The following is a 16,877-nucleotide window of genomic DNA, read 5'->3' as shown; positions in this document are numbered from 1 at the left end:
GGCCCGCACCGCTGTCGAACCCCGCCCCGCAGGAGGCGGCACGCGGCTCCCGGCGGACACGCCCGGGCGACTACGCTGACCCCGTGACCTCCCGCGCTCCTCTCTCCCGCAAACTGTCCGCGATCGCCGAATCAGCGACCCTCAAGGTCGATGCGAAGGCCAAGGCGCTGCAGGCCGCCGGGCGCCCGGTGATCTCGTATGCCGCAGGCGAGCCCGACTTCGCCACGCCCTCGTTCATCGTCGACGCCGCCGCCGAGGCCCTGAGCGACCCCGCGAACTACCGCTACACCCCCGCCGCGGGCCTGCCGGTGCTGCGCGAGGCGATCGCCGCCAAGACCCTCCGCGACTCCGGGTGGGATGTCGAGCCGTCGCAGATCATCGTCACCAACGGCGGCAAGCAGGCGGTGTACCAGGCGTTCCAGGCTGTGGTGAACCCCGGCGACGAGGTTCTCCTCCCCGCGCCCTACTGGACGACCTACCCCGAGGCGATCCGCCTCGCCGACGGCGTGCCGGTCGAGGTCTTCGCCGGCGCCGACCAGGAGTACAAGGTCACCGTCGAGCAGCTCGAGGCGGCCCGCACCGAGCGGACGACGGTGCTCGTCTTCGTCTCGCCCTCCAACCCCACCGGCGCCGTCTACTCCGCCGAAGAGACCCGCGCGATCGGCGAATGGGCCCTCGAGCACGGCATCTGGGTGATCTCCGACGAGATCTACCAGAACCTGGTCTACGACGGCGCGCGGGCCACCTCGATCGTCGAGGCGGTGCCGGATATCGCGGGCCAGGCCATCCTCGTCAACGGCGTCGCCAAGACCTACGCCATGACCGGATGGCGGGTGGGCTGGATGATCGGCCCGACCGATGCGATCAAGCTCGCCGCGAATCTGCAGTCGCACCTGTCGAGCAACGTCAACAACGTCGCTCAGCGCGCCGCGCTCGCCGCGCTCACCGGACCCCAGGTCGAAGCCGAGAAGATGCGGAGCGCCTTCAACCGCCGCCGCCGCGTGATCGTGACCGAACTGGCGAAGATCCCCGGCGTCACCGTTCCCAACCCGCTCGGCGCCTTCTACGTCTACCCCGACGTGCAGGGGCTGCTCGGCCGCGAGTGGGGCGGTGCGACGCCGACCACCAGCCTGGAGCTCGCCGATCTCATCCTCGAGAAGGCCGAGGTCGCGGTGGTCCCCGGTGAGGCGTTCGGCCCGAGCGGGTATCTCCGCCTCTCGTACGCGCTCGGCGACGACGCCCTCCTCGAGGGCGTCCAGCGCCTGCAGCGGCTCTTCGGGGCCTGATCAGCCGGTCCCGGCCGACGTCGATGTGGCCCAAGGGCGGTCATCGGGTGCGACACTGACAGCGTGACCAGCCACACCGACTCCTACGATCTCGCCGTCATCGGAGCGGGGCCTGCCGGCACGGCGGCGGCCCTGCGTGCCGCGGAGCTCGGCGCGAAGGTCGCCGTGCTCGAAGCCTCCGACCGGCTCGGGGGCACCTGCGTCAACACCGGCTGCGTCCCCACCCGGGTGCTCGCGAAAGCCGCCCGGCTGATGCGCGAGGTGGGCGCCGCCCGCGAGTACGGCGTGGTGACGCATCCCGAAGCCCTGGACTGGGCCGCGACCGTCGCTCGCGTGCGAGAGCGGGTCGACCGCGTCCGAGCGGTCAAGAACGAGGCCGGCCGGTTCTCCGACGCGGGGATCGATCTGGTGCAGGAGGGACGGGCGCGTTTCGCCGACCCGCACACCCTGGTCCTCGATTCCGGCAGGCGCGTGCACGCCGCGTCGATCATCGTCGCCGTCGGCGGGCACTCCCGCCGCCTTCCCATCCCCGGCGCGGAACTGGCGACCGTGCCCGAGCACGTGCTGGAGCTGCCGTCGCTGCCGGGGCGCGTGGCCATCATCGGCGCCGGCAACACCGGCGCGCAGCTGGCGACGGTGTTCGAGTCCTTCGGCGCGCACGTGAGCGTGCTCGACGTCGCACCCCGCCTCCTGATGGCCTCCGACGCGGACGTGTCGGCCGCCATCGCCGAATCGTTCGAAGGGCACGGGATGACGGTGCGCACCGGCATCACGGGAGTCGACGCCCTGGAGGAGGGCGCCGACGGGATGACGCTGCGGTGGCGCGAGGACGACCGGCCGGTGGCGGACAGCTTCGATGTCGTGGTGATGGCCACCGGGTGGCCCGCCGACGTCGACGACCTCGGCCTGGAGCAGGCGGGAATCGCCATCGAGCGGTCGGCGATCCCGGTCGATGCGTACTTCCGCTCGGAGGTCCCGCACATCCTTGTCGTGGGTGACGCGACCGGGCGGGACATGCTGGTCCAGGCCGCGCAGTTCGAGGGTGAAGCGGCGGCCGAGAACGCGGTGCTCGGCGTAAACCGCCGCACGCCGCACCATCTCCTGCCCGCCGGCGGCTTCACCGATCCCGACTACGCCGGCGTCGGTCTCACCGAGGATCAGGCACGCGAACGCGATGAGCGTTGCATCGTCGCCGTCGCGCGGTACTCCGACCTCGAGCGGGCCGTCATCGACGATCGCGCAGTGGGGTTCCTCAAGCTCATCGCCGACAACCGCCGCGAGCTCATCCTCGGCGCGCACGCCGTCGGCGAGAACGCCGTCGAGGTGATCCAGTCGGTGACGACCGCCATGGCGGCGGGCATCGACGTCGCGACGCTCGCCGGCGTGAAGTTCGCCTACCCCACCTACAGCGCCATCATCGGGCTGGCCGCGCGTCAGCTCCTGCGCGGCTGATCCTCGCTGCGCGCCGCTGCGCGGCATCCGCTCTCCCGCCGGCTTCGCGACCCGGTCCCCCTTGCGCGCCCCCGGCGCCCTCGGCGCCTCGCGCCCCGTGCCCCGGCGCTTCGCGCCCCGCGCCCCGTGCGCGGCGCCCCCACAGACCTTCGCTCGTCGCAGATGTACGCCCGGAGGGGCCTTCGGCGTACATCTACGACGAACGAACGGCGAGACCCGCGCCGGCGCCGCACGGTGTGAGGAGAAGGGGCGCCGCGGGCACACGAGACGGCGAGGCCGCAGGCGCGCGGGATGGCAGGGCGGCGGGCACGCGGGACGGCAAGACCGCAGGCGCCGGCTCGCCACGACACCCCACACCGGGCACTCCACCCGCAACAGCGTTTCGTTCGTCGCAGATGTACGCCCGAAGGGGTTCGCGATGTACATCTGCGACGAACCAACGGGTGGTGACCCGCGCCGGCCGCGGTGCCTCGGCTCGCTACGCGCCTCGTTCGTCGCAGATGTACGCCCGGAAGGGCCGTCGGCGTACATCGGCGACGAATGAACGAGAGTGACGGACCTCTCCGCCGAGCGACGGCGGGCCAGGAGTGAACGAGCGAGCGACGGCACGCGACGACCCGGCACGCGACAACCCGGCGCACGAAACCCGGCGCGCGACGACCCGGCGCACGACGACCCGACGCGCGACGACGAAGCGCGGGCGGGACGCGAACCTACAGGTCCACTCCGATGAGCACGGGCTCGGGCTGCAGCAGCAGGCCGAACTCGGCGTGCACGCGCCCCTGGATGAACCGCGCGAGCTCCGCGATCTCTTCCGCGGTCGCCCCTCCGCGGTTGGTCAGGGCGAGGGCGTGCTTGGTCGACACGGCCGCCCGCGAGCGCGGCAGCTTGAACCCCTTGCGGATGCCCGACTGCTCGATGAGCCACCCGGCGCTGACCTTCACGTCGGACTCCGCGGTGGACAGCGGCGGCACGCTGCCGTCGAAGCTCGTCAGCGGAACGACGACCACCGGATCGAAGTCGGGCTCCACCGGCCAGCGGGGACACTCCGCAGGCAGTGTGCGGGCGAAGGATGCCGACACGACGGCGTTCTGGAAGAAGGAACCCGCGCTCCACGTGTCGGGGTCGGCGTCATCGAGCACCATCCCCTTCCGCGCCCGGATCCTGCGCACCTCGTCGCGCACGAACGCCAGGGTGACCGCGTCTCCGCTCTGCAGCGCGAGCGCGTTCCGCAGCTGTTCGCCGTGAATTCGTCGGGGGGCATCTCCGATCACGGCGAGCTCGACGGTGACCGAGAGGATGACCGCCCTTCGCTCGGGCTCGGAGCCGTAGTGGTGCTTGAGCACCGAGGTGCGGAAACCGAGGCCCAGCTCCGCCGCCGGCACGGTCGACACGTCGCCCGTGGCCTCGTCGACGAGTTCGACCTCGACGAGGGTCTGCACGATCTCCTGTCCGTACGCGCCGATGTTCTGCACGGGCGCGGCGCCCACCGTGCCGGGAATGCCCGACATCGCCTCCACGCCCGCGAGGCCGTTCTCGACGGTGTAGGCCACGAACGCGTCCCAGTCGTGTCCGGCCTGCACCCGCAGCCGCACGAATCCCTCACGCGCAGCGGGCAGCGGCTCGATGCCCTCGGTGAGGACGCGCACGACCGTTCCGGGGAAGGGCTCGTCGCCCACGAGCAGGTTCGACCCGCCTCCCAGCACGAACCACGGGTCATCCGCCGCCCACACCTCGCGGAGCGCAGACACCAGCTCGTCCGCGGTGCGCACCTCGACCATGCGCTCGGGAACCCCGCCGGCGCGAAGGGTCGTGAGGCTCGACAGCGCGACGGGGGCAACCTCGGTCATCGAGCTCCGTCGCCCGTGGAGTCAGCGGGCTGATCCGCAGGACGCACGCGCACCTGGGCCTTCCCCAGCACGGTGGTGTCCGCGGCGGTCACGGTGAGGTCGACACGCACGGCGTCGTCGGCGACCTGACCGATCCGGGCGACGATGTGCAGGTCGGCGCCGTCGGCGGGGTCCACGACGACCGGGCGGGTGAAACGCACGCCGTAATCGAGGATGCGACCGGCGTCGCCGAGCCAGGGCGTGATCGTCCCGACGGCGAGACCCATGGTCAGCATCCCGTGGGCGAGCACGCCGGGGAGCCCGACCTCGGCGGCGACGTCGTCTCGGTAATGGATGGGGTTGAAGTCCCCCGACGCGCCGGCGTAGCGCACCAGGGATTCGCGGGTGAGGTGGACCGTGCGTTCGGCCACGATGTCGCCCACCGTGACGGGGCCGCCGACGTCGGGGCTCACGCGTCGCCCTCCCCCACGAGAAGGACGGATGTCGCGGTGACGACGTGCGCGCCGGCGGCGTCGACCATCTCGGCCTCACTGGTCACCATGGCATTGCCCCCGAGGGTGCGGATGCCCGTCACGGTGAGCTGTGCGGTCAGCTCGTCACCGGCGACGATCGGGCGCGAGTAGCGGAAGCGCTGCTCGGCATGCAGCACCCGCGAGAGCTCGATGCCGCTGTCGGGCTCGGCGAGCAGCTGCTGCAGGGTGACGTCCTGCAGCACGATCGGGAAGGTCGGGGGTGCGACGACGTCACCGTATCCGAGGGCCCGCGCCGCCTCGGGGTCGAGGTGCTGGGGGTCGTCGGAGAAGACCGCTCGAGCGAATTCGCGGACCTTCTCCCGCCCCACGAGATACGGGGGTGTCGGGGGGAAGGCGCGGCCGACGAGATCGGGGTTCACTGGCACCGCTTCATCCTACCGAGCAGCCCGACGCCCCCGAATGGCGCGCACGGCCATCTGCACCGCGATGATCACGAGGAACGCCGCGAACAGGATGTTGCCCAGCTGCGGGTCGACGAGGGTGGCGAGCCACGTCCCGACCGGGGCGGTCACGCACGCCGCGACGCCGATGATGGCCGCCGCAGGCAGGTCGACGTTCTTGCGGATCAGGTTGCCCACGGTGCCCGAGATCGCCGTCGGGATCATCATCAGCAGCGAGGTCCCCTTGGCGAGGAGGTCGCTCGTGCCGAAGAGAAGGAGCAGAACCGGCACGACGATCACTCCGCCCCCGACGCCGAGAAGGCCCGCGAGGATGCCGGTGACGACACCGAGCGCTATGAGACCGAGCACCGTCACGACGGTGAGCGGAAGCCCCGCGTCGCGCGAGGGGATCACGAGGAAAAGCGAGACGATCACGATCACGAGGAACCCCACGAAGCCCCAGCGCAGTACCGTCACCGGTGTTCGCGGAAGGAGCCAGGTGCCGATCTGCGCGCCCACCACGGCGCCCGCCGCGAGGATCAGCGCGGGGATCCACGCGACGGAGTCGTTGATCGCGTACGCGATGACCCCGACCGTGGCGGTCGGCACGATCGCGGCGAGCGAGGTCCCGGCAGCCAGGCGCTGCCCGTAACCGAGCACCAGCACGAGGAGCGGGACGACGACGGTGCCGCCGCCGACGCCGAACAGTCCCGACATCAGGCCCGCGATGAAGCCGACCCCGAGGCACGTGAAGACGAAGCGCGCGCCGCGCGCGGTGGGAGCCTCTGTCATTCGACGATGAAGGCGTTGTCGACCACCCAGGCGCCGTCCACCTCGATCACGGTGTACTGCCACGACTCCTCGATCGGCTGCGGAGTATCCAGCGGCTCGCCGTCGAGGAAGAGGGTGTCGTAGGTCTCGGTCGTGTCGACGTAGATGGTCCGTTCCTCAGCACTCACCCCGAGGACATCGATCTGGTAGTTCTCCACGGAGGATGCGAAGCCGGCGGACTGTTCCTCGAAGGTCGGGCAGTCGGCGATCTGGTTCCCCGTCCGGAACGCCTCGGATGTCGCCTCGAAGTACTTGTCGCAGTCCCCCTCACGCCACGCCTCGTCGTAGAGCTCGACCGCGCTGACCGCCGCCTGCTGGTCGGCCTCGTCCACGCCACCCCCCGAGGAGAAGACGCCGATGAGGATCGGGATGAGCACCGCGGCGGCGATGACGATGCCGAGGAGCACCACACCCAGCACCACCCAGAGGATCCAGAGCTTGGACTTCTTCGGCTCGGTGGCCGCGGTGAAAGCCCCGCCGGCAGGTGCGTACCCGGGCGCGCCGGCGAAACCGGGCGCGGAGGGCGGGGCACCGGCGCCGGCGTAACCCGAGGAGTCGCCGGCCTCCGCAGGACCCGCCGGGGGCGCGTCGGTCCCGTCCTCGGTCGACTGCACGTGCTCGGTCCACTTCGCACCGTCCCACCACCGTCTGGTGCCTGGGCCGTAGTCGTACCACCCGGGAGGGTTCGTGCTCATGCTCGCTCGTTTCGTCATGTCCCGGTCGTGCGAGGGACCGGGCGTCCGCCGCCCTCAGCCTACTGCCGCCGCTCGGCGCACCGAACGCATCGGGTGGCGGTGGGGCGCACCTCCAGCCGCCCCTCGGGGATGACCTCCCCGCACGTCTCGCAGATGCCGAACGTGCCGGCCGCCACACGATCGAACGCGGCGTCGATCCCCGCCATCTCGGCCAGCACACCGACGCGAACGCCCTCGATGCGCGACCACTCCGCCGACAGGGTGCCCCCTTCCGGGTCGTGCTCGTCGTCGGCCGATTCGGCGCCGCGCGCGTCGCGCAGCTGCGCCAGCTGCACCTCGACCTCGGCGAGGCGCCGCCGCGCATGATCGCGCGCGGCGCGGAGGGCGTCGAGAGGCGAATCCATAGGGCGCACGCTACCGACCGGGTCCGACATCGGCACCCTAGGCTCGGAGGGTGCGTCGGCGCCCGCCCGCACGGAGAGGCGGACACCGTGCGCGTCGTCGTCATCGGCGGAACCGGTCACATCGGCACCTTCCTCATCCCGCGGCTCGTCCGCGCCGGCCACGAGGTCGTCTCGCTGAGCCGCGGCGCCACGCCGCCGTACGTTCCCGCCCCGGAGTGGTCCGCGGTGCGACAGGTCGTCGCCGACCGCGAGGCCGCCGATCGAGACGGCACGTTCGGCGACATCGTGCTCGCCCACACCCCCGACGCCGTGGTCGACCTCCTCGCCTTCACCCCCGATTCCGCCCGCTCCCTCGTCGAAGCGCTGCGCGGACGGGTGGGCCACCTCGTCCACTGCGGGACCCTCTGGCGGTACGGTCCGAGCGACCGCGTCCCCATCCGCGAGGGCCAGGGCACGCCGCCCTTTGACGAGTACGGCATCCTCAAGGCCGAGATCGCCGAGATGCTCGCCGCGGAGACCGCCGCCGGGGGCCTTGTCACCACGACCGTGGATCCCGGCCACATCGTCGGTCCGGGCTGGACGCCGGTGGGGCCGCTCGGCAACGGCGATCCCCGCGTATGGTCCGACCTGTCGGCGGGTCGCACGCTGCGGGTTCCGGGGAGCGACGGCGCGCTGATGCACCATGTCCACGCCGACGACGTCGCGCAGGTGTTCGAGCTCGCCCTCGCGCGCCGCGACGCGGCCGCGGGCGAGGACTTCCACGCCGTCGCCCCGTCGGCGTTGACCGTGCGCGGATACGCGGCGGCCGCGGCATCCTGGTTCGGAAAGCCTCTCTCTCTGGAATGCATCACCTGGGAGCAGTTCCGCGCCGAGACGACCGCGCGATTCGCGAATGCGAGCTGGGGGCACCTGCACCGCAACCACTACCTCAGCATCGACAAGGCCCGCGACGTGCTCGGCTACCGCCCCCGCTACGAACCCGACGAGGCGATCCTCGAGTCGGTGAGGTGGCTGATCGAGAACGACAGGATGGATGTCGCGGGGCCGCTCGTGCGCTGAGGAGCCGCCGTGGGGCACCGGCACACGGCGGTTTCGAAGCGAGGACCGATAACGTGGCCCGCATGCCGAAAACTGCGGACGGATCCGACTGTCATAGTCCCGGCGCCCGGGTGACCCCGGGCGCAAGTACGTCCATGTAGGGCTCGACGGCAGCCTTCCCTGGCTGCCGACGGTCCGGAAAAATAATCCCCCACCCCGTCCTCTGTGCGATCCGCTAACAAGCACTTCAGTCACGAAAGCCCTGACCTCAATTGTCGATGAAAACTGAGTTACCACGATTGCCCGTCGGACGGTAGGTGCCGGGGGTCTTTTCGCAGCAGCGCCATGGATGGCGCGGAGCAAGGCCGGTCCATGGATGGACCGTGAATTGCGGCGGAGAAAAGGCCCCCGGCACCTACCGGCCAGGCACCCAAACCCGAATGCAAAGTCAAAGAATGAATTAAGAGAGGCCCACCACACCATGGACATGAAAGAAGCCCTGAACCGAATCGCCTCCAACCTGGACCTGAGCCGGGAAGAAATGAAAGAGGTCATGCGCATCGTCATGGGCGGTGAGGCCACCGATGCCCAGATCGGCGCCTTCCTGATGGGCCTGCGCATCAAGAGCGAAACCATCGAAGAGATTACCGGCGCCACCGAAGTCATGCGGGAACTGGCCACCAACGTCACCATCAACGCCGACCCACTGGTGGACATCGTCGGCACCGGCGGCGACGGCGCCAACCTGTTCAACGTCTCGTCCGCGTCCGCCTTCGTGGTGGCCGCCGCCGGCGGCTTCGTGGCCAAACACGGCAACCGGGCCGTGTCCTCCAAGAGCGGCAGCGCCGACCTGCTGGAAAAGGCCGGCGTCAACCTCGACCTGACACCCGAACATGTCGCCCGCTGCGTCGAACAGATCGGCGTCGGCTTCATGTTCGCCCCGGCCCACCACGGCGCCATGAAGCACGCCATTGGCCCGAGGAAAGAACTGGGCTGCCGCACCATTTTCAATATCCTGGGCCCCATGACCAACCCCGCCGGCGTCAAACGCCAGTTGCTGGGCGTGTTCACCCCCGCCCTGTGCCGCCCCATGGCGGAAGTGCTCCACAAGCTGGGCAGCGAACATATCATGGTGGTGTGCTCCAAGGATGGCCTGGACGAAATTAGCCTGGCCAGTTCCACCCACGTGGCAGAACTAAAGGACGGCAAGATCACCGAATACGAGATTACCCCCGAGGACCTGGGCATCAAGAGCCAGTCGCTGATGGGGCTGAGCGTGGACACCTCCGAGGATTCCCTCAACCTGATCCGTGCCGCCTTCGGCCGGGGCCACGACGAGATGGCCGAAAAGGCCCGGGACCTGATTGCCCTCAACGCTGGCGCCGCCATATACGTGGCCGGGCTTGCGACAACACCGCAAATGGGTGTGGAAATGGCTCTGGACGCCATGGGTAGCGGCCTGGCTGCCGGCAAGATGTCCGAACTGGCCGATTTCTCCCACTGTTTTGACTGAGCAACCGTAACAATGACCGACCGACACAATGACCGCACCCCCACGATCCTCCGCAAGATCGTGGACCGCAAGTGGGAAGAGATCGACCAGCGCAGACGTCGCACCACCGAGGCCGACCTGAAGGCCATGGCCGGCGATCAGCCACCTGCCCGGGGTTTTGCCCGGGCCATGGCCGATCGAATCGGGGCACAAAAGCCGGCGGTGATTGCCGAGATCAAGAAGGCTTCCCCCAGCAAGGGCGTGCTGCGGGATCCCTTCCACCCGGGCGCCATTGCCGACAGCTATGAGCAGGGCGGTGCAGCGTGCCTGTCAGTGCTCACTGACCAGGATTTTTTCCAGGGTCATGAGGATTACCTCAAGGAGGCGAGGAACGCCTGTAGCCTGCCGGTGATCCGCAAGGACTTCATGGTGGCGCCCTACCAGGTCTACGAAAGCCGGGCCATTGGCGCCGACTGCATCCTGCTGATCGCCGCCTGCCTGACCCGGGACCAGATGCAGGAGCTGGAAGGTATCGCCCATGAGATCGGCCTGGATGTACTGGTGGAAGTGCACGACGGCGAGGAAATGGACGACGCCCTGACCCTGACCACACCGCTGGTGGGGATCAACAACCGCAACCTGCACACCTTCGAGGTATCGCTGGACACCACCTTTGATCTGCACGAGCGCATCCCGGAGGACCGACTGACCATCACCGAAAGCGGCATTCTGACCCGGGATGACGTGGCGGCCATGACCGACCGGGGCATCTACGGCTTCCTGGTGGGCGAGTCCTTTATGCGGGCGGAGGAGCCCGGCGAGAAACTGCGGGAATTCTTCGGTTAGTGGCGGCTGGAATGGACGCCGCCGACGCAGCCAGCGCACCAGACGATCCGATACTGACCGGCCCCCTCTGGCCGGTCTTCTTCCGTTACGCCCTGCCCTCGGTGGCGGGGTTGCTGGCGATCACCACCGCCGTTATCGTCGACGGCTTCTTTATTGGCAACTACGTCGGTGCCGACGCCCTGGCGGCCATTACCCTGCTGATCCCCTGGTTCACCTTCCTGTTTGGCATCGCCCTGGCCATGGCCATTGGCGGCACCGTGCGGGCGGGTCGTTACCTGGGCCAAGGCAACATCCCGGCCGCCTCGGCCATCTACAGCAAGTGCCTGATGGCCACCCTCGTCATCTCCCTGGTGATCACCGTCACCAGCCTGTTGTTCCAGGAACCCCTGTACCGGCTGCTGGGGGCCTCTCCCTCGCTGTTCCCCCTGATGGCGGAGTACTTCCAGGTGATCGCCGGGGTGATGGTGATGCAGCTGGTGACCATGGTGTTCTACTACTTCATACGGGTGGACGGTTTCCCGATACTGGCGACCACGGCGCTGATTGTCGGGGCCGGCACCAACATCGTGCTGGATGCGGTGCTGGTGGGTTACCTGGACCAGGGCCTTCAGGGAGCAGCGCTGGCCACCGGCATGGCGCAGGTGCTGCAGCTCAGCGTGCAGCTGCTCTACCTGACCAGGCCCGGGCGTCGCCTGGTCTTTGGCCTGCGTCAGACCCACTGGAGCGAAGTATTCAGGGCCCTGGCCAATGGCGTCTCCGAGTGGATCAACGAGGTGTCCGTGGGGCTGGTGATGCTGCTGATCAACTGGCTGCTGATGCGCGAACAGGGGGTGGATGGCGTGGCCGCGTTTACCGTGGTCAACTACCTGATCTTCCTGAGCCTGATGGTGTTCTACGGCATTTCCGACGCCATGCACGTGCTGCTCAGCCACAACCTGGGGGCCGGCAACCCGGAGCGGATCCGCCGGTTCATGGGCTGTGCGCTGACGGTGATCCTGGGGCTGGGCGTGGTACTGGTGCTGGGTGTCTGGCTGCAGGGCAGCATGCTGGTACGGGCCTTCCTGGACACCTCGGCCGACTCCACCACCGCCATGCTGGCAGACCGGTTCCTGGGCATCCTCTGGCCGCTGTTCCTGATCAACGGCGTGAACGTGCTGCTGTCCGTGTACCTGACGGCGATGCATCGGCCACTACCCTCGGCGATGGTGGCCCTGTCCCGCAGCCTGGTGCTACCCGGGCTGCTGCTGGTGCTGATTGCCACCCTGGCGCCGGAGTGGCCGCTGCTGGTGGCCCTGCCCCTGGCGGAATGGCTGACCTTCGGGCTGGCCCTGGCGCTGTTCCTCCAGGCCCGGCCCCATCGGCTGATTCCATCACCCGGTCAGGCAGGCGTGGCGGCTCCCGCTCAGGCGGCGGACGGCTGCCACTGAACGGAATCCACCTCGCCGCCGGCGAAGCGCACCAGGTGGGAGGAGACGACTTCTCCCACCTGCTCCAGCTTCTCCTGGTTCTCCGCTTCACAGGTCATCAGCAGGGCGCCGTCAGCGGCTTTCAGGTGACAGTCACCAATCACGAAACGAAGTTCACCGGCTTCGGCCGTCCACTGGGCATCCACCTTATGCTGGAAGTGCTTGCACAGACGGTTGATCAGTCGGCCTGGGTCGGTGGTGGTAACGGAAGCGTTCATGGCTGGCATGGAAGACCCTCCTGTCGGATCGGGGAGCAAAAATGAGAATGATAATCATATTCCCCCGGACTATGGAGAGACAAGGGAGGTCCCGTCAGGGAAAACCCCGATGGGTGTCAGTGACCAGCCGGGCCGAGCCTATTCCGACAGGGCTTCCTGCAACAGGGCCTGGAGGTGGGCGGGCATGCTGCCGGCCAGCTGCAGCGCGGCCTCGTGGCCCCGGGGGGTCATCTTGGCCCAGGTGCGGCGCACGATGCGCAGCCACTTGTCCTTGTCGTAGTCGGTCTTCTCTTCGTAGAAATCCGCAAAGTAGCGTTCCAGGAACACCATGCAGGCCACGTCCTCCAGCAACTGGGTGTCCGGGTCCTGGCGCAGTTCCCGCTTGGTGAGGATGGTGGCCACCCGCTGGCATTCCTGTTCCGGGAAACCACAGTCCGCCATGATCTGCGCGGCACGCTCACCATGGAATCTGCCGCAATCCTGGCGCCACTGGTAGTAGCCCTTGCGGCCCTCGGGGTAGTCCGCCCGAGGCCGGGTCCAGCGTTCGATGTGCTGGGCCCGGCAGGCGATCTGCATGCGGTCGGAGGGCTCTGCCTCCAGGGCCAGCAGCCAGCGGGTCATGTGCAGGCTGTAGGCGTACTCACGGGGCAGCGACTGGCCGTCCACCACCTCCACATTGGGGTCCTGGCGGTTGGCCGCGTCAATGGCGTCCAGTGCACATCCGAGTTGTTGCCCGTTGCTCATGGTGCTCTCTGTCCTTTTTACGCTTTTGCCGAGGGGCGTTCTTTCATACGATCGTACCAGGCCTGCAGGTTCGTCTGCTCGGGGGCGATACGGATCTTCACCACCCGGGCGAAATCCACGGTACAGAACGCGGTGATATCGGCGGCGGTGACGTTGTCGCCATAGATGAATTCCCGGCCTTCCAGGTGCCTGTCCAGGAAGACGAGGAAATCCGCCACCTGGCGCCCGGCTTCCTCACCCCACTCCTTGATGGGATTCATACGATCCTTGAAGTAGCCGGTGGTGTGCTGGAAGCACATACCGGTGGGCATGAAGAAATAATAGTCCAGCCACCGTTGCCACTGCTCGAGCTGGGCCTTCTCCAGGGGCGTGGTGCCCATCAGCGGTTTTTCCGGGTACATCTGCTCGAAGTACAGACAGATGGCCATGGTTTCCGCCACGCAGTTGCCGTCGTCCAACTGCATCACCGGCACCTTCTTCATGGGGTTCATGGCCTGGTACTCGGGGGTCAGGTTCTCGCCTTTCTGGAGGTCCACCTGCACGAACTCCACCTTGTCCAGCAGGCCCTTCTCGGCCAGGAACATGCGGACGCGACGGGGATTGGGGGCAGTACTGGTTTCGTAGATTTTCATTGTTGTACACCTTGTTGGGGTCAATCGCAGGACAACAGACTGGCGCGCAACGGTGGTTGCGTCAAGCAACCGCTTCGAACTGGGTCAGTACCCAGTCCGGGGCGTCCAGTGGCAGGTCGTGGCCGGCGTCCGGATGGACCCGTAGCGGCCAGTGCCAGCGCCGGGCCAGCGTGCGGCTGCAATGCCAGTGCACGATACGGTCGCCGGTACTGGCCAGCAGCAGCGTTTGGGCCGGCGGCGCCTCGGGGCGTGGCCGGTAGGCCGCAGCCGCCTTCCACTGGGCCAGGGCGGTGCGGCGGGTGACCGGTCGCTGTCGCTGGATCAGGAACCACCGGTTTTCCAGGGCCGGCGGCACCGGACGGTTGGAGGTCAGTTGCAGGATCCGGCGTTCACGGCCCTCCATATCCGGCCTCAGGGCCACCGACAGGGCCCGGCTGAAGGCGGCTGGCCGCATGCGATGCCAGGGAGGACTGAAGCCGCTGCTGGTGTTGATCAGCAGCAGGCCGGCCACCCGCTCCGGTTCCGCCTGGGCCCAGTCCAGGGCCACCATGCCGCCCATGGACAGGCCCAGTAGTCCCACCGGCCCGGGAATATGGGCCGCGTACTGCTGGACCCGCTCACGTATGCCGCTAATGGTGCCCGGCGAGCCGTCCCGGAAGCGGGTTCCGGTCCCCGGCAGGTCGATGCAGTGGAAACGGTGCTGGGGAAAGCCCAGGGCCAGTCGACGGTCCAGGTCGCCCCAATGGGCCCGCTCCCGGATCAGGCCACGGAGCAGTATCCAGTTCATGACGCCAGCCACGGTATCCCGGTCATCATGCCTCCCGGTACCAGTGCATGATGGCAGCCTCCCGCAGCATACGGGCCTGGTCACCGGCCGGCAGCCAGTTCTCGTGGCTGACCGCCGCCTGCACCAGGAAGTCCATCAGCAGCAGGTGGGTACGCAACACCCGCTGGTGTCGGTGGGGCGCCAGGGGGTTGAAAAACCCGTCCAGGCGGAACAGTTGCCGGGGACGTTTCCTGAGCCAGCGCCAGGACCCCATCTCCAGAGTCAGGGGAATAAAGGTCCCCTTGCCCGCCTTGTTGACCTGCTTGTAGAAGTAATCCCACAGGTCGCCATGGGTCAGGTAATGGGCGGATTGCGGTTCGAACACATAGTTGTGGTTGGGGTAGGCCTGCTCCCAGAGCAGCTTGAGGGCCATCACCGAGTCGATGCGCCGCATGGGCCGGCGGCGGTATGCGTAGGGGAACCATATCTGGTCCTGCCAGCCGAACCCGGAGTGGCAGTCCAGGGCCAGGCTGAAACGGCTGTTGGGTAACAACTCGTCGATCACCGACTTCAGCGCCAGGTTTTCCGGCTCCATGCCCTGCTCCGGCTCGCCGGTGTACCAGGGCAGCCTGGGGGACAAGCGCTGGCCACCCAGCAGGAAGGTGCTGTCCCCCTGGGCCAGGATCGGGGCATTGCGCATCAGGTCGACACCGGCGGGGTTGGCCCGCTGGTTCAGGAACATGCCGCCGGGGTTCATGATCGGCAGCGCCACGATGCGGACTTTCTCCAGCAGCGCGTTCAGGTGATCGTCCCACCGTAACCGGGCGATGAGGCTGTCCAGCCAGGCAATCACCACCTGGGCACCGATCCGCTCCAGGCCGTGGACACCCCCAACCAGCAGCACCACCGGGGCATCGCTGGCCCGTGAGCCGATGTCCGTGCGGTAGATGGGCACCGACATGCCCTTGACCGGGATCCGCGTCAGCACCCGGCTCTGGACGGATTCCGGCGCGTCCGCCAGCAACCGTTCAAGCTGGACCATCTCGGGGATGAAGGTGCGCAGCTGGCGGCGCTGGCCACTGTCGCGGCCGGCCTGCTCCGCCGCTACGGAGATGTGGGGCGTGATGCTCTTGAGTTCGGCCATGTTGGGTTCCCTGGCTGATACAACACCTCAGCCTGACCGATGTTTACGACAGTTTGATGACCCCCGGCTCAACCGGCGATGGGACCGATACCCACCTTGCGGCGAACATCCGCCATCAGCGGCGTGGCGTAGTCCCGGGCCTTCTCGGCGCCTCGCTGGAGGATGCGGTCGAGCTGGGCCGGGTCTTCCATCAGGGTATTATATTCCTCCCGCATGGGCGCCAGTTCCTCGTTCAGGAACTCGAACAGCCGCTTCTTCATCTCGCCCCAGGCGATGCCGTTGGCGTATTCCTGGCGCATGGCCTCCACCTGGGCCGGGGTGGCGAAGGCGGAATAGATATCGAACAGGGCGGAATCGTCCGGGTCCTTGGGCTCCCCCGGTTCCAGCAGGTTGGTCTTGATCTTGTTGATCAGCTTGCGGAACTTCTTCTCGCCCTCGAACAGCGGGATGGTGTTGTTGTAACTCTTGGACATCTTGCGGCCATCCAGCCCGGGCAGCACCATGCCGGATTCCTCGATCACCGCCTCCGGCAGGGTGAAGGTATCGCCGAACAGGTAGTTGAAGCGCTGGCCGATGTCCCGGGCCATTTCGATGTGCTGGGTCTGGTCCCGGCCCACGGGGATCTTCTCGCCGTTGAACATGAGGATGTCCGCCGCCATCAGGATCGGGTAGCAGAACAGGCCCATGGTGATGCCCCGGTCCGGGTCCGCGCCCTCGGCTTCCTCGTTCTCCTGCACCGCCGCCTTGTAGGCGTGGGCCCGGTTCATCAGGCCCTTGGCGGTCACGGTGGTGAGCACCCAGCTCAGCTCGGTGATCTCCGGTACATCGGTCTGACGGTAGAAGGTGACCCGCTCCGGATCCAGGCCACAGGCCAGCCAGGTGGCGGCGATGGCGCGCACGGATTCCTGCACCCGAGCCGGCTCCTGGCACTTGATCAGGGCGTGGTAGTCCGCCAGGAACAAAAAGGACTCGGTGTCCGGGTCCTGGCTGGCGCGAATGGCCGGGCGGATGGCCCCGGCGTAGTTGCCCAGGTGGGGGATGCCCGTGGTGGTGATACCCGTCAGTACTCGTGTCTTGCTCATGGTGATTACATCATTCCG

General features: G+C 67.9%; 17 protein-coding genes and 1 pseudogene. 6 read left to right on the top strand and 12 right to left on the bottom strand.

The features are described from left to right. On the top strand, positions 1 to 1,286 hold a 1,286-nt coding region (locus tag RO069_RS19025; RefSeq protein WP_328189638.1), incomplete at its 5' end, for a pyridoxal phosphate-dependent aminotransferase. Between the two features lie 63 nt (positions 1,287 to 1,349). After that, entirely contained in the window at positions 1,350 to 2,738 is a 1,389-nt protein-coding gene (locus RO069_RS19020; protein WP_248242100.1) for a dihydrolipoyl dehydrogenase family protein, read from the top strand. Between the two features lie 713 nt (positions 2,739 to 3,451). On the opposite strand, the gene RO069_RS19015 is transcribed toward RO069_RS19020, so the two are convergent. From RO069_RS19015 to RO069_RS18990, 6 genes are read right to left on the bottom strand one after another with little or no spacing between them, the layout of a single operon-like run. Continuing rightward, a complete protein-coding gene (locus RO069_RS19015) occupies positions 3,452 to 4,588 on the bottom strand; it encodes a UDP-N-acetylmuramate dehydrogenase (protein WP_328189637.1) in 1,137 nt (378 codons plus the stop codon). Next, positions 4,585 to 5,040: a MaoC/PaaZ C-terminal domain-containing protein gene (locus RO069_RS19010; protein WP_328189636.1), complete on the bottom strand. Its 456-nt coding sequence runs from the start codon at positions 5,038 to 5,040 to the stop codon at positions 4,585 to 4,587. Before RO069_RS19010 ends, RO069_RS19015 begins: the two co-directional genes overlap by 4 nt. Then, positions 5,037 to 5,480, bottom strand: coding sequence for a MaoC family dehydratase N-terminal domain-containing protein (locus RO069_RS19005; RefSeq protein ID WP_328189635.1), 444 nt, complete (start codon positions 5,478 to 5,480; stop codon positions 5,037 to 5,039). The genes RO069_RS19010 and RO069_RS19005 overlap by 4 nt, the downstream gene beginning before the upstream one ends. Before the next feature lie 15 nt (positions 5,481 to 5,495). Continuing rightward, positions 5,496 to 6,293 (bottom strand): sulfite exporter TauE/SafE family protein, encoded by a 798-nt coding sequence (locus RO069_RS19000; protein ID WP_328189634.1) that lies wholly within the window; start codon positions 6,291 to 6,293, stop codon positions 5,496 to 5,498. After that, positions 6,290 to 7,027, bottom strand: coding sequence for a DUF2510 domain-containing protein (locus RO069_RS18995; RefSeq protein ID WP_328189633.1), 738 nt, complete (start codon positions 7,025 to 7,027; stop codon positions 6,290 to 6,292). Before RO069_RS18995 ends, RO069_RS19000 begins: the two co-directional genes overlap by 4 nt. 59 nt (positions 7,028 to 7,086) lie before the next feature. After that, positions 7,087 to 7,551, bottom strand: a complete 465-nt coding sequence (locus tag RO069_RS18990; protein ID WP_328189632.1) for a TraR/DksA family transcriptional regulator — start codon at positions 7,549 to 7,551, stop codon at positions 7,087 to 7,089. Here RO069_RS18990 and RO069_RS18985 point away from each other — a divergent pair. From RO069_RS18985 to RO069_RS18970, 4 genes are all read left to right on the top strand, one after another. Next, on the top strand, positions 7,519 to 8,490 hold the full coding sequence (locus tag RO069_RS18985) for an NAD-dependent epimerase/dehydratase family protein (protein ID WP_328189631.1): 972 nt from the start codon (positions 7,519 to 7,521) through the stop codon (positions 8,488 to 8,490). The genes RO069_RS18990 and RO069_RS18985 overlap by 33 nt on opposite strands. Positions 8,491 to 8,950: 460 nt before the next feature. After that, positions 8,951 to 9,982 carry an anthranilate phosphoribosyltransferase gene (gene trpD, locus RO069_RS18980; RefSeq protein WP_328189630.1) on the top strand — a complete coding sequence of 344 codons (1,032 nt, stop codon included), beginning with the start codon at positions 8,951 to 8,953 and terminating at the stop codon, positions 9,980 to 9,982. 12 nt (positions 9,983 to 9,994) lie between these two features. After that, the gene (gene trpC, locus RO069_RS18975) at positions 9,995 to 10,807 is read left to right on the top strand and encodes an indole-3-glycerol phosphate synthase TrpC (RefSeq protein ID WP_328189629.1); all 813 of its coding nucleotides are present in this window, start codon (positions 9,995 to 9,997) and stop codon (positions 10,805 to 10,807) included. 11 nt (positions 10,808 to 10,818) lie between these two features. Continuing rightward, a complete protein-coding gene (locus RO069_RS18970) occupies positions 10,819 to 12,234 on the top strand; it encodes an MATE family efflux transporter (RefSeq protein ID WP_328189628.1) in 1,416 nt (471 codons plus the stop codon). On the opposite strand, the gene RO069_RS18965 is transcribed toward RO069_RS18970, so the two are convergent. From RO069_RS18965 to RO069_RS18940, 6 genes and pseudogenes are all read right to left on the bottom strand, one after another. Beyond that, complete coding sequence (locus tag RO069_RS18965) at positions 12,210 to 12,500, bottom strand: DUF2218 domain-containing protein (protein WP_328189627.1); 291 nt, start codon at positions 12,498 to 12,500, stop codon at positions 12,210 to 12,212. The two genes, RO069_RS18970 and RO069_RS18965, sit on opposite strands and share 25 nt — an antisense overlap. 129 nt (positions 12,501 to 12,629) lie before the next feature. Beyond that, on the bottom strand, positions 12,630 to 13,235 hold the full coding sequence (locus RO069_RS18960; protein WP_328189626.1) for a DUF4202 domain-containing protein: 606 nt from the start codon (positions 13,233 to 13,235) through the stop codon (positions 12,630 to 12,632). A 17-nt stretch (positions 13,236 to 13,252) separates the two neighbouring features. Then, positions 13,253 to 13,867, bottom strand: a complete 615-nt coding sequence (locus RO069_RS18955) for a glutathione S-transferase family protein (RefSeq protein ID WP_328189625.1) — start codon at positions 13,865 to 13,867, stop codon at positions 13,253 to 13,255. A gap of 61 nt (positions 13,868 to 13,928) precedes the next feature. Further along, on the bottom strand, positions 13,929 to 14,654 hold the full coding sequence (locus RO069_RS18950; RefSeq protein WP_328189624.1) for an alpha/beta fold hydrolase: 726 nt from the start codon (positions 14,652 to 14,654) through the stop codon (positions 13,929 to 13,931). A 25-nt stretch (positions 14,655 to 14,679) separates the two neighbouring features. Continuing rightward, positions 14,680 to 15,777 (bottom strand): M14 family zinc carboxypeptidase, encoded by a 1,098-nt coding sequence (locus tag RO069_RS18945; protein ID WP_328189623.1) that lies wholly within the window; start codon positions 15,775 to 15,777, stop codon positions 14,680 to 14,682. An 86-nt stretch (positions 15,778 to 15,863) separates the two neighbouring features. Further along, positions 15,864 to 16,859 (bottom strand): annotated as a pseudogene (locus RO069_RS18940) (tryptophan--tRNA ligase); the annotation flags it as partial. Positions 16,860 to 16,877 lie beyond the last annotated feature (18 nt).

Origin of the sequence: Marinobacter sp. OP 3.4 (assembly GCF_036224885.1) — a bacterium.
GTDB lineage: Bacteria > Pseudomonadota > Gammaproteobacteria > Pseudomonadales > Oleiphilaceae > Marinobacter.
Note: the sequence above shows the minus strand (reverse complement) of the source record. Positions and strands in the feature narration are given on the sequence as shown.